Source organism: Aminobacter sp. P9b (assembly GCF_045345995.1).
Classification (GTDB): domain Bacteria; phylum Pseudomonadota; class Alphaproteobacteria; order Rhizobiales; family Rhizobiaceae; genus Aminobacter; species Aminobacter niigataensis.
In genome coordinates this window covers 1,516,435-1,528,855 of record NZ_CP150082.1, presented here as the reverse complement: position 1 = coordinate 1,528,855, position 12,421 = coordinate 1,516,435, and the positions used below count along the sequence as shown (strand labels likewise).

Genomic DNA, 12,421 nt, shown 5'->3' with positions numbered 1-12,421 from the left:
TCAGGTCAAAAGCCAACAGGAACCCACGTGTAGGAAAATGACGAACTGCAAAGTGATGGTGGTCGAGGACGAGATCTTCGTCGCCACCGAAATCGAAAGCGTACTCGAAGAACTGGGGCATCACCCCGTCGGCATCGCCATGGACGCCGCGGCGGCGCTCAACCTCGCGCACATGGCCGAGGTCGCGCTTGTCGACCTCAATCTCCGCGACGGACCGACGGGGTCGCATGTCGGTCGCGTCCTAGCCGAGCAGTTCGGGGTGACGGTGCTCTACATGACCGCCAATCCCTCGCAGTTGGGCGACGGTATTCCCGGCACGCTCGGGGTGATGCCGAAACCTGTCATCGACGAGGAATTGCGGCAGGCGATCGCCTATGCGGTAGCGCGGCGCCATAGCCTCCCTGCCGAGCCACCGGTGCGGCTTAGGCTTTTCGCCGACAATTCGAACGTCCAGCTTACCGACGAACCCTGATAGCGGCACCGGCTGCCTGTATCAGCGGCGCAGTGTCGACGAACGGCTGAGCTGGCTCTTAGGCACGACTATCGACACCTCAAGGCCGTCTCGTTGCCAGTTGCGCTCGAGCTTGCCGCCGAGCTGGCCTTCGACGCTGAGCTTGACCAGGCGGCTTCCAAAGCCTTCGGCTTGCGGCTCGCCTTCCAGCGGCCGCCCGCCGGTCTCCTTCCAGACCAGGCGGTAATCGTCCCCGGATTCGGCCGAACTCAGCACGACCCGACCGCCGGGGCTGGCGAGCGCACCATATTTGGCAGCGTTGGTGGCGAGTTCGTGGATGAGCAGGGCCAGCGGCGTGGCCGCCGCATCGTCGATGATGGCATCGTCGCCTTCGAAGGCAAACCGGCCGGCATCGGCGCCGACATGCGGCGCGAGCAGAAGCGTAACCAGCGCCTGCAGCGACGAATTGTTGGCGATCGGACGGGAGGCCGCGCTGTGCGGCCTGACGAAATCATGCGCCTTGCCCATGGCGACGATGCGCTGGCGCAATTCGTCGGCTAGCGGCTTGAGATCGGGATAGGAACGCGCCGACAGGCCGATAATGCCGTTGAGGACCGAAAAGATGTTCTTGATGCGGTGGCTGAGCTCGTGCGCAACCACCTCGCGCTCCTCGGCGACCAGCTTTGTTTCGTGAATGTCGGTGCAGGTGCCGAACCAGCGGATGATATCGCCGGCCTTGTTGCGGATTGGCAGGGCGCGTCCGAGGGTCCAGCGATACTCGCCGCTGTGGTGCCGCAGGCGGTACTCGATCTGGTAGGGCTCGCCCGTTGCCAGGCAGTGATGCCAGAGGTTCCAGGCCCGCTCCTGGTCGTCGGGATGGAACATGCCGTTCCAGCCGGCACCGTCGGTCGTCCCTTCCGCCATGCCGGTGAAATCGTACCAGCGGGCGTTGTAGTAGTCGTGATGGCCGTCGGGCCGCGTCGACCAGACCATCTGCGGCATGGTATCGGCAAGCGTGCGGAAGCCGGCTTCGCTTGCCGCGAGCGCGGCCTCGAACGCCTTGCGCTCGGTGATGTCGATGACGACGCCGGGCAGGCGCTCGCCACCTTCCGCATCGCCGACCACCCGGCCGGTGGCCAATACCCAGCGGAACGCGCCGTCTGCACCTGGGAGGCGGTACTCGACGCTGAGTTCGCCGCGTTCGGCAATTGCCTGTTCGATGGCTTTCAGCACCCGGTCGCGGTCGGCTTCGTGGATCCGTTCAAGGAAGCGTGCCTGTGGAATGCCGCGCTCGGCATCGGCGACATCGATATCAAACATCTGGGCGAAACGCGCATCGGCGGTGATCCAACGGCTGGAGATGTCCATGTCCCACGCGCCGACGATTCCCGAGGCCGCCAGCGCCAGCGACAACCGCTCCTCACTGCGGGCAAGCGCCTTTTCGGCGCGGACACGCTTGGTCGTCTCGGCGAGGATGGCGAGTGCTGCAACCGCGCTGCCGTCGTCGTCCAGCAACGGACTGTAGTCGAGGTCGAGCCAGACGCGTTCGGGAAGGCCGTTGCGGCGGAACACGAACTCCTGGTCCTCGAAGGTCACGGTGTCGCCTTCGAGGACCTTCGTCACGACGGCGCGGTTGAACTCCGCAACTTCCGGCCAGCTGTCGAAAACGGAGCTGCCCAAGCAGGCGGGATGTCGGCCCGCGGCGATCGGGGCGTAGGCGTCGTTGTAGATCATGATGCCTTCGCGTCCGACCATCAGACACATCGGCACCGCCGACGACAGCATGATGCGGACGCTCATGCGGATGACGGCCGGCCACGAGCTGATCGGGCCGAGCGGCGTGGCAGCCCAATCCAATGCGGCGATGCGGCCGTTCATCTCCCCCTCGAGGGTGGGGTGAAGACCCGCGGAATCAGCTCTTGACGGAAGGGTTGTTGGCATAGGGCGGGCGCAATTCTCAGTTAAAAAACGAGGGCCGTACGATGAAAACAAGTGGCGGCCGGCAGTTAGGATCACAAAACGACCGACATCAACAGACCTGCCGGCCAGAAGTTCCAAACAGGCGGCAATTCGAGGCGCAAGAACATCGCTCCATGGGCATGCCGGGAGCACCCCGGCGTGCGCCGTTATCCACGCCGAACAGGCCCGTAAAACTTGGAAAAACCACACTTAACCCCTATATCTGGGGATCAACGGACGTGCGATTCGGGGCCGATTCTGCCGCGTCCTCCTGCGGCAGTCAGACGAAAGTTTTTCATGAGCGACCAGTCCGAGAACCTTCCCGGCGCCGAAGCCGAGTACGGCGCAGATTCCATCAAGGTTTTGAAGGGGTTGGATGCGGTCCGCAAGCGTCCGGGCATGTATATCGGTGACACCGATGACGGCTCGGGCCTGCACCACATGGTCTACGAGGTCGTCGACAACGCCATCGACGAGGCGCTGGCCGGCCACGCGACGCTGGTCACGGTGTCGCTCAATCCCGATGGTTCGGTGACCGTGACCGACAACGGCCGCGGCATTCCTACCGATATCCACACCGGCGAAGGCATCTCGGCGGCTGAGGTCATCATGACGCAGCTGCATGCCGGCGGTAAGTTCGACCAGAATTCCTACAAGGTTTCGGGCGGCCTGCATGGCGTCGGCGTGTCCGTCGTCAACGCGCTGTCGGTCTGGCTGAAGCTCAAGATCCGCCGCAAGGGCCAGATCCACGAGATGAGCTTCACGCATGGCAATGCCGATGCGCCGCTGAAGGTGACGGGCGTTGCCGGCGACGAGACCGGCACCGAGGTGACGTTCCTGCCCTCGTCCGAAACATTCACCATGACCGAATTCGACTTCGGCACGCTGGAGCACCGGCTGCGCGAGCTCGCCTTCCTGAATTCGGGTGTCCGCATCCTGTTGTCCGACAAGCGCCACGCCGACATCAAGAGCCAGGAACTGCTTTATGACGGCGGCCTGATCGAGTTCGTGAAGTATCTCGACCGTGCCAAGAAGCCGCTCATCGGCGCTCCGATCGCGATCAGGGCGGAGCGCGACGGCATCACCGTCGAGGTGGCGATGTGGTGGAACGACAGCTACCACGAGAACGTACTGGCCTTCACCAACAACATCCCGCAGCGCGACGGCGGCACCCATCTGGCCGGCTTCCGCGGCGCGCTGACGCGCCAGGTGACCGGCTACGCCGAAACCTCGGGTATCGCCAAGAAAGAAAAGGTATCGATTACCGCCGACGACACCCGCGAGGGCCTGACGGCGGTGCTTTCGGTCAAGGTTCCCGATCCGAAGTTCTCGTCGCAGACCAAGGACAAGCTGGTTTCGTCGGAAGTCCGCCCGGTGGTGGAGAGCCTGGTCAACGAGGCGCTCGGCACCTGGTTCGAGGAACACCCGGCAGAAGCCAAGACGCTGATCGCCAAGGTGGTGGAAGCCGCCGCGGCACGCGAAGCCGCCCGCAAGGCGCGCGAGCTGACCCGCCGCAAGGGCGTGCTCGACATCACCTCGCTGCCCGGCAAGCTCGCCGACTGCCAGGAGCGCGATCCAGCCAAGTCGGAAATCTTCATCGTCGAGGGTGACTCCGCCGGCGGCTCGGCCAAGAGCGGACGCTCGCGCCAGAACCAGGCGATCCTGCCGCTGCGTGGCAAGATCCTCAACGTCGAGCGCGCGCGCTTCGACCGCATGCTGTCGTCGGAAATGATCGGCACGCTGATCACCGCGCTGGGCACGTCGATCGGCAAGGACGAGTTCAACGCCGACAAGCTGCGCTACCACAAGATCATCATCATGACCGACGCCGACGTCGACGGCGCCCACATCCGTACGCTGCTGTTGACGTTCTTCTTCCGCCAGATGCCGGAGTTGATCGAGCGCGGGCACCTCTATATCGCCCAGCCGCCGCTCTACAAGGTGATGCGCGGAAAGAGTTCGCAGTACCTCAAGGACGAAAGTGCCTTCGAGGCCTATCTTGTCGACGTCGGCCTCGACGAGGCCTCGCTGACGCTGTCGTCGGGTGAAGTGCGGACCGGCCAGGACCTGCGCGCGGCGGTGGCAGACGCGCTCGGGGTGCGCACGCTGATCGACGGCCTGCACACCCGCTACTCGCGCCCGGTGGTCGAGCAGGCGGCGATTGCCGGCGCGCTCAATCCAGACATCTTCAACGACCTCGGCCGCGCCAAGGCGATGGCCGAAACGATCGCCCAGCGCCTCGACCTGATTTCGGAGGACATCGAGCGCGGCTGGACCGGCCACATCTCGACCGACAATGACGGCTCCGGCGGCTATGTGTTCGAACGCACGCTGCGCAGCGTCAAGGAGAGCGTGCATCTCGACATGGCGCTGATCAACTCGGCCGACGCGCGTGCGCTCGACCGATATGCCGGTCGTCTCACCGAGCTTTATGCCCAGCCGCCGGTGCTGCGCCGCAAGGAGACCTCGGAAGCCCTGGCGGGACCGCTGGCGCTGCTGAACGCGGTGTTCGCTTCGGGCCGCAAGGGCCTGACCATGCAGCGCTACAAGGGCCTGGGCGAAATGAACGCCGAGCAGCTGTGGGAAACCACGCTCGATCCGAACGTGCGCTCGCTGCTGCAGGTGAAGGTTAACGACGCCACCGACGCCGATGCGCTGTTCGCACGCCTGATGGGCGACGAGGTCGAACCGCGCCGCGACTTCATCCAGGAGAACGCGCTGAGCGTGGCCAACCTGGACGTTTGACCGCAGATTTTTCCAAGCAGGCTCATTTCGCCCCCTTCGTTCAGCGGAGGGGGCGATCGTGTTTTCAGGGCTTGGCTTCTCCATATACGTTATATATATGAATCGTATATGGAGAACCCCCATGGGCATTGTGAACATCGACGATGAGCTGCACGAGCAGCTGCGCCGGGCGAGCAAGGTGTCGTGCCGCTCGATCAACGCGCAGGCCGGCTTCTGGATCAAGGTCGGCATGCTGTGCGAGACCAATCCGACGCGGAGCTTCAACGAGATCATGGAGCGCGAGCTGATTTCCGCGGGCGTGTCGGCCCAGTCCCTGGCTGCGACCGCATGACCAAGCAGCCCGAGGAACTGCTGTTGCTGGCCGAGTCCGGCAGGCTTCTGGCGTCTGTGTTCGCGCTTCTGGATCGCACCCCGCTCGAAGGGAGGTCGACGATCGAGATCAACGACATGGTCGAGCGTTTCATCGTCGACGACCTGCAGGCCCGCCCTGCGAGCAAGGGCCAGTACGGCTATGGCTTCGTGCTGAATTCGTCGATCAACGAGGTGGTCTGCCACGGCATTCCGTCGCAATCGGACGTGCTCAAGAACGGCGACATCATCAATCTCGACATCACGCTGGAGAAGAACGGCTACATCGCCGATTCCAGCAAGACCTATCTCGTCGGCGAGGTGCACCCGGCCGCCCGGAGGCTGGTCGAGATCACCCAAGAGGCGCTGTGGCAGGGCATCAGGGCGGTTCGCCCCGGCGCCACGCTCGGCGACATCGGCTGGGCGATCGAACGTCATGCCAAGCGCAACGGCTATTCGGTGGTGCGCGACTTTTGCGGCCACGGCATTGGCCGGGAGATGCACGAGAAGCCCGAGGTCCTGCACTACGGCAAGCCGGGCACCGGGCTCACGCTGCGCGAGGGCATGGTGTTCACCATCGAGCCGATGCTCAATCGCGGCCGGCGCAGCGTGCGGACCGAGGACGACGGCTGGACCGTGGTGACGCGGGACGGGTCGCTTTCAGCGCAGTTCGAGCACACGGTTGCGGTGACGGCGTCAGGCGTGTCGGTGCTAACGCTGCGGCCCGACGAAATGCAGCGTTCGGCTTTGCCCTGACGGCGGAGCCCTCGCCGTTGCCTCAATCGGCCTCGCGCAGCCGGTAGCCGACGCCGGTCTCGGTGGTGATGAATTGCGGCTCGTCGGGGGCCTTTTCGATCTTCTGGCGCAGTTGCCGGACATAGACCCTGAGATACTGCACGTCGGCCGAACCGCCCCAGACATGTTCGAGCAGGAAGCGGTGGGTCAAAACCTTGCCGGCGTGCTGCACGAGCACGCGCAGGATGTCGTATTCCTTGGGCGACAGCTTCACCTCCTGCCCGGCCAGCCTGACGATGCGCTTGACCAGGTCGACCGACAACTCGCCGGTCTGGAACACCGGCTTTTCGCCCTGCTGCTGCAACCGGTGTCGAAGCGCGGTGCGGATGCGGGCGGCAAGCTCGTTCATGCCGAAGGGTTTCGAGACATAGTCATCGGCGCCGAGTTCCAGCGCCTTGACGATGCCGGCCTCGTCGGTGCGGCTCGACAGGATGATGACGGGCACCGCAAGCCCCTCCGCCCGCCAGGCGGCGAGCAGGTCGTGGCCGGCCATATCGGGCAAGCCGAGATCGAGCAGGATGAGATCCGGCTTTTCCTCCTTGACCAACGCCATCGCCGTCTTGCCATTCGGCGCCTCGCTGATGGCATAGCCTTGGGTACCGAGGCCGACGCGCAACAGCTTGCGGATCGGCGGCTCGTCATCGACGATCAGGATTCTCACCGAAGCGCTGGTCATGCAATTCCATCCATGTTCGGTCCGTCCAGGCTTGGCCGCTCGGCCGGCACCGGCATGGTGATGGTGAAGACCGCGCCGGGGCGATCGGCCCTGTTGGAGGCAACGATGGTGCCGCCCATCGCCTCGACGAAACCACGGCAGATCGACAGGCCAAGCCCGGTGCCGGCGCGGACGTGGTCGCCCTTGCGGACGCGGTAGAACGTATCGAAGATGCGTTCGAGATCCGCCTGCGGGATGCCGGGGCCTTCATCCATCATCTGGATCGCGACCGAAGTGCCGTCGGCCCAGCCGCGGATGCGGATCAGCGAACCCTCGGGGGCATATTTCGCGGCATTGTCGAGCAGGTTGAACAGCACCTGTTCGAACAGCACCGGGTCGAGCTTCAGCATCGGCAAATCGGCCGGCATGTCGACTTCGGTCTTGTGCTGGGCGGTAATCTTGGCAGCGCGGCGCAAGGCCGAACCGACGATGTCGCCGGCATAGTGCAGCGCGTAGTTGGGCTCCATGGCGCCCGACTCGAGCTTGGTCATGTCGAGCAGGTTGGCGATGAATCGATTGAGACGTTCTGACTCGTCGAGCACGGTCGTGACGAGCTCCGCCCTGTCCTCCTCCGGCAACGAGGTGCCGAACTCGCGCAGCGCGCCTGCCGCGCCCATGATACCGGCGAGCGGCGTCTTGAGGTCGTGCGAGATCGAGGTGAGCAGCGCCGAGCGCAGCCGGTCGGCCTCGACGGCGAGCCGGGCGCGATCGACATCGGCGACGAGCTGGATGCGCTCGATGGCAACCGCTGCCTGGTCGGCCAGCGCGTCGAACAGACGCTGCTGTTCCGGCGTCAGCAACGGACCCTGACGGTCGTTGTCGAGGCCGACGACACCGACCGCCATGCGCCCGGTACGCAGCGGCAAATAGAGGCGCTTGGCGCCCGGCAAGGTGTCGGCGCCGCGGCCGGCGGCGCGGTTGTGCTCCCAGGCCCATTTGGCTGCGGCAATGTCGGCGTCGACAAGCGTATCGTCGGGCGGATAGCCGGCCTTGACGGCGATGCTGCCTTCCTCGGGCAGGAGCAGGACGACACGGACCTTGAGCATCGAGGCGATCTGGAAGGCGGTGGCCCAGAGCACGTCGTCGAGCGTGCCTGTGCCGGCGAGCTTCTTTGCGAAAAGGTAGAGGTCCTCGGTCATGCGCGCACGTTCACGCGCGGCGGCGGCCTGGCGCTGGACGCGGCCGGTCAGGTTGGAAGCGATGACAGCAACAATGAGGAAAAACAGGAATGCGACCACGCTCTCGGGATCGCCGATGTCGAGCGTGTAGAGCGGCGTCAGGAAGAAGAAGTTGTAGGTGCCGGCGCTGAGCAGCGAGGCAAACAGCGCCGGCCACAGGCCGAGCGTCACGGCAGAGGTCAGCACCGCCATCAGGAAGACGAGTGCAATGGAACGGACGTCGAGGAACTGGTCGAGCAGGAAGCCGACCACCAGCGCGCCGGTGACATGCAGCGTCGCGATGAAGTAGGGCCACAGGTCGAAGCTGCGGCGCGGGGCGGCGGTCTTGACGCCCTGCGAGGCGAGGGCCGCATCCTGATCCGTGCCCGAGGCGACGTGGACGGAGATGTTGCCGGCCTGGCGGATCAGGTCGTGGGTGACCGAGCCCTCGAAATATTCGCGCCAGCGCGACTTACCCGGCCTGCCAACGACGATGTGGGTGAAGTTGTGGGTGCCGGCATGGCGGACGATGTCTTCGGCGACTGCCTGGCCGGGAATGGTGACCGCCTCGCCGCCGAGCTGTTCGGCAAGGCGCATGGTGGCGGCGAGCCGGTCCTTGTCGGCATCGGGCAGGTTGGCCGAGCGCGACGTCTCGACATGGAGGGCAGCCCAGGGACAACGCAGGCGATCGGCCTGGCGGCGGGCGTAACGAACAAGCGAAGCGCTGCGCGGGTGCTCGTCGACGGCAACCAGCACGCGGTCGCCGGCGGCCCAAGGCCCCTCGATGGCGTGGGCCTGCATGTGGGTGAGCAACTGCTCGTCGACACGCTGGGCGGTGCGGCGCAACGCGAGTTCGCGCAGTGCCGTCAGGTTGCCGGGCGAGAAGTAGTTCTCGATGGCGCGGCGCGCCGTGGTCGGGACATAGACCTTACCTTCGTGCAGGCGCTTGATCAGGTCGTCGGGCGTGAGGTCGATGATCTCGACATCGTCGGCGCGGTCGATAATCAGGTCAGGCACCGTCTCGCGCACGGTGACGCGGGTGATCTGCGCGACGATGTCGTTGAGGCTCTCGACATGCTGAATGTTGAGCGTGGTGTAAACGTCGATGCCCCGACCGAGGATTTCCTGGACGTCGAGGTACCGCTTGGGATGGCGGCTGCCGGGGGCGTTGGTGTGAGCAAGTTCGTCGACCAGCACCAAAGCCGGGTGGCGGGCGATGATGGCGTCGAGGTCCATTTCCTCGAGGGAGCGGCTCTTGTAGTCGACCGCCTTGCGCGGGACGATCTCGAAGCCCTCGACCAGCGCCTGGGTTTCCCTGCGGCCGTGGGTCTCGACGACGCCGATGACGACGTCGGTGCCATCGGCAAGCCGGGCGCGGCCCGACATCAGCATCTCGTAGGTCTTGCCAACACCAGGTGCGGCGCCGAGGAATATCTTGAGACGGCCGCGTCCTTCACGCTCGGCTGTCTCCAGCAGCGCGTCCGGCGAAGGCCTGCCTTCCTTGTCTCTGATGTCGTCTGGCATCTATTCTTTGTATCGCTATGCGCGCCGGAGTTCTTACAGTGTTAGAACTCCGGCGCGACCTTGTCAGGGCGCAATCGCAGCGTCGAGCGCCAAATTCAACTTGAGCACATTGACCACCGGCTCACCCATGAAGCCCAGCTCGCGGCCCTCCACATGCTGGTCGACGAGGTTGCGGACGAAGGCCGCATCGGCGCCCCGCGCCTTGGCGACGCGGGCAAGCTGGAAATAGGCCGCCTCCGGCGAGATGTGCGGATCGAGGCCGCTGCCCGAGGTGGTGACCATCTCGATGGGCACCGGTACGCCGGGATCGGTCTGCTTCAGCTTTTCGGCCTCGGCCTTGATGCGGTCGATCAGCTTGGCGCTGGTCGGTCCGAGGTTCGAACCGGATGAGGCGGCGGCATTGTAGCCGTCGCCGGCGGCCGAGGGGCGACCATGGAAGTAGCGCTCGCCGACGAAGGCCTGGCCGATCAGCTCGGAGCCTATCACCGCGCCATCCTTTTCGATCAGGCTGCCATTGGCCTGCCTGGGGAACAGCGCCTGGGCGATGCCGGTCATGCCGAGCGGATAGGCAAGGCCGGTGATGGCGGTCAGCGCCAGGATCATGACGAGCGCGGGTCTGATTTGCTTCAACATGAAGACTATCCTTTTACACGAGGCCGATAGCGGTGATCGCCATGTCGATGGCCTTGATGCCGATGAAGGGCACGACGATGCCGCCGAGGCCGTAGACCAGCATGTTGCGGCGGAGCAGGGCTGCGGCACCGACGGCGCGGTATTTCACGCCGCGCAGCGACAGCGGGATGAGCGCGACGATGATCAGTGCGTTGAAGATGATGGCCGACAGGATGGCACTCTGCGGGGTGGTAAGCCCCATGATGTTGAGCGCGCCGAGCTGCGGGTAGAAGGCCAGGAACATCGCCGGAATGATGGCGAAATACTTGGCGATGTCGTTGGCGATCGAAAAGGTAGTGAGAGCGCCGCGGGTCATCAGCAGCTGCTTGCCGATCTCGACGATCTCGATGAGCTTGGTCGGGTCCGAGTCAAGGTCGACCATGTTGCCGGCCTCGCGCGCAGCGACCGTGCCGGTGTTCATGGCCACGCCAACGTCGGCCTGGGCAAGGGCGGGGGCATCGTTGGTGCCGTCGCCGCACATCGCCACCAGCTTGCCCTTGGCCTGTTCCTCGCGGATCAGGCTGAGCTTGTTCTCAGGCGTCGCCTGGGCGAGGAAGTCGTCGACGCCGGCCTCGGCGGCAATGGCGGCAGCCGTCATCGGGTTGTCGCCGGTGATCATGACGGTGCGGATGCCCATGCGGCGCAGCTCGGTGAAGCGTTCCTTGATGCCGCCCTTGACGATGTCCTTGAGGTAGATGACGCCGAGCAGGCGCGCATCGCGAACAACGGCCAAGGGGGTACCGCCGAGCTTGGCGATCTCGTCCGAGATCGCCTGGATGTTGCGCACCGCCTCGCTATCGGCCGGCGTGCCGGAAGCCGATGCCGCGATCGACTTCACATGGGCGAGCACCGAATCCACCGCGCCCTTGCGGATGGAGGAGCCGTCGAAATCAACGCCGCTCATCCGGCTCTGGGCGGTGAAGGGCACGAAATGCGCGTGCAGCGAGCCCATGTCGCGAGCGCGGATGCCGTAGCGCTCCTTGGCCAGCACGACGATGGAGCGACCCTCGGGGGTCTCGTCGGCGAGCGAGGCGAGCTGGGCGGCATCTGCCAGTTCCTGCTCGGTGACGCCCTTGACCGGGCGGAACTCGGTCGCCTGGCGGTTGCCGAGGGTGATGGTGCCGGTCTTGTCGAGCAGCAGCGTATCGACGTCGCCTGCGGCCTCGACGGCGCGGCCCGACATGGCCAGCACGTTGAAGCGGACGAGACGGTCCATGCCGGCGATGCCGATGGCCGACAGCAGCGCACCGATGGTGGTGGGGATCAGCGTCACGAACAGCGCGACCAGCACGATGACCGGGATGTAGCCGCCGGCATAGGTGGCAAAGCTCGGGATGGTGGCGACGGCGAGCACGAAGATCAACGTCATGCCGGCGAGCAGGATATTGAGCGCGATTTCGTTCGGCGTCTTGTGGCGCTCGGCACCCTCCACCAGCGAGATCATGCGGTCGAGGAAGGTCGAGCCGGCAGCGGCGGTGATGCGGACGCGGATCCAGTCGGACAGCACCTGCGTGCCGCCTGTCACGGCCGAGCGGTCGCCGCCGGATTCGCGGATGACGGGTGCGGATTCGCCCGTGATGGCGGCCTCGTTGACCGAAGCGACGCCCTCGATGACTTCGCCATCGGAGGGGATAATGTCGCCGGCTTCGACCAGGACGACCTGGCCGACCTTGAGGGCCGTTCCCGGCACCATCTTCCAGGCGGTGCGGCTTTCGCCCTCGAGCAGCTTGGCCTGGGTTTCGGTGCGCGCCTTGCGCAGCGAGTCGGCCTGGGCCTTGCCACGGCCTTCGGCAACAGCCTCGGCGAAGTTGGCGAACAGAACGGTGAACCAGAGCCACAGGATGATCTGGAACGAGAAACCGAGGCCGCTGGCGCCGGTGGCCAGGTCCTTGAGGAACAGCACGGTGGTCAGCGCCGTAACGACGGCGACGACGAACATGACCGGGTTCCGGGCAAGGCTGCGCGGGTCGAGCTTCCTGAAGGCATCGCCGATCGCCGGGAGAAGGATACGAGCGTCGAGCAGGCTCGCGGATTTGTGGGTGCTCATGTGAGAGA

9 protein-coding genes are annotated in these 12,421 nt (G+C 65.2%); 4 read left to right on the top strand and 5 right to left on the bottom strand.

Going from position 1 to position 12,421, the window contains the following annotated elements:
- Positions 1–37: 37 nt before the first annotated feature.
- Positions 38–472 (top strand): response regulator, encoded by a 435-nt coding sequence (locus WHT83_RS07485; protein WP_406873435.1) that lies wholly within the window; start codon positions 38–40, stop codon positions 470–472.
- Between the two features lie 21 nt (positions 473–493).
- Here the strand turns inward: WHT83_RS07485 and WHT83_RS07480 are convergent, their stop codons facing one another.
- The gene (locus tag WHT83_RS07480) at positions 494–2,329 is read right to left on the bottom strand and encodes a PAS domain-containing protein (protein WP_406873434.1); all 1,836 of its coding nucleotides are present in this window, start codon (positions 2,327–2,329) and stop codon (positions 494–496) included.
- Between the two features lie 378 nt (positions 2,330–2,707).
- Between WHT83_RS07480 and gyrB the strand changes: the two genes are divergently transcribed.
- The 3 genes from gyrB to map all read left to right on the top strand — a co-directional run bounded on the left by gyrB (position 2,708) and on the right by map (position 6,259).
- Positions 2,708–5,155 carry a DNA topoisomerase (ATP-hydrolyzing) subunit B gene (gene gyrB, locus WHT83_RS07475; protein WP_108605477.1) on the top strand — a complete coding sequence of 816 codons (2,448 nt, stop codon included), beginning with the start codon at positions 2,708–2,710 and terminating at the stop codon, positions 5,153–5,155.
- 121 nt (positions 5,156–5,276) lie between these two features.
- Entirely contained in the window at positions 5,277–5,486 is a 210-nt protein-coding gene (locus WHT83_RS07470; protein WP_406873433.1) for a ParD-like family protein, read from the top strand.
- The gene (gene map / locus WHT83_RS07465) at positions 5,483–6,259 is read left to right on the top strand and encodes a type I methionyl aminopeptidase (protein WP_406873432.1); all 777 of its coding nucleotides are present in this window, start codon (positions 5,483–5,485) and stop codon (positions 6,257–6,259) included. The genes WHT83_RS07470 and map overlap by 4 nt, the downstream gene beginning before the upstream one ends.
- A 22-nt stretch (positions 6,260–6,281) precedes the next feature.
- Here the strand turns inward: map and WHT83_RS07460 are convergent, their stop codons facing one another.
- From WHT83_RS07460 to kdpB, 4 genes are all read right to left on the bottom strand, one after another.
- Positions 6,282–6,974, bottom strand: coding sequence for a response regulator transcription factor (locus WHT83_RS07460; protein ID WP_406873431.1), 693 nt, complete (start codon positions 6,972–6,974; stop codon positions 6,282–6,284).
- Positions 6,971–9,694 carry a DUF4118 domain-containing protein gene (locus tag WHT83_RS07455; protein ID WP_406873430.1) on the bottom strand — a complete coding sequence of 908 codons (2,724 nt, stop codon included), beginning with the start codon at positions 9,692–9,694 and terminating at the stop codon, positions 6,971–6,973. The genes WHT83_RS07460 and WHT83_RS07455 overlap by 4 nt, the downstream gene beginning before the upstream one ends.
- 63 nt (positions 9,695–9,757) lie before the next feature.
- Entirely contained in the window at positions 9,758–10,327 is a 570-nt protein-coding gene (gene kdpC / locus WHT83_RS07450) for a potassium-transporting ATPase subunit KdpC (RefSeq protein WP_406873429.1), read from the bottom strand.
- 13 nt (positions 10,328–10,340) lie between these two features.
- Positions 10,341–12,413: a potassium-transporting ATPase subunit KdpB gene (kdpB, locus tag WHT83_RS07445; RefSeq protein ID WP_406873428.1), complete on the bottom strand. Its 2,073-nt coding sequence runs from the start codon at positions 12,411–12,413 to the stop codon at positions 10,341–10,343.
- Between the last annotated feature and the right edge of the window lie 8 nt (positions 12,414–12,421).

Coding starts and splice junctions, on each gene's coding strand:
- WHT83_RS07485 (WP_406873435.1), top strand. CDS start 38: ATGACGAACTGCAAAGTGATGGTGGTCGAGGACGAGATCTTCGTCGCC.
- WHT83_RS07480 (WP_406873434.1), bottom strand. CDS start 2,329: ATGAACGGCCGCATCGCCGCATTGGATTGGGCTGCCACGCCGCTCGGC.
- gyrB (WP_108605477.1), top strand. CDS start 2,708: ATGAGCGACCAGTCCGAGAACCTTCCCGGCGCCGAAGCCGAGTACGGC.
- WHT83_RS07470 (WP_406873433.1), top strand. CDS start 5,277: ATGGGCATTGTGAACATCGACGATGAGCTGCACGAGCAGCTGCGCCGG.
- map (WP_406873432.1), top strand. CDS start 5,483: ATGACCAAGCAGCCCGAGGAACTGCTGTTGCTGGCCGAGTCCGGCAGG.
- WHT83_RS07460 (WP_406873431.1), bottom strand. CDS start 6,974: ATGACCAGCGCTTCGGTGAGAATCCTGATCGTCGATGACGAGCCGCCG.
- WHT83_RS07455 (WP_406873430.1), bottom strand. CDS start 9,694: ATGCCAGACGACATCAGAGACAAGGAAGGCAGGCCTTCGCCGGACGCG.
- kdpC (WP_406873429.1), bottom strand. CDS start 10,327: ATGTTGAAGCAAATCAGACCCGCGCTCGTCATGATCCTGGCGCTGACC.
- kdpB (WP_406873428.1), bottom strand. CDS start 12,413: ATGAGCACCCACAAATCCGCGAGCCTGCTCGACGCTCGTATCCTTCTC.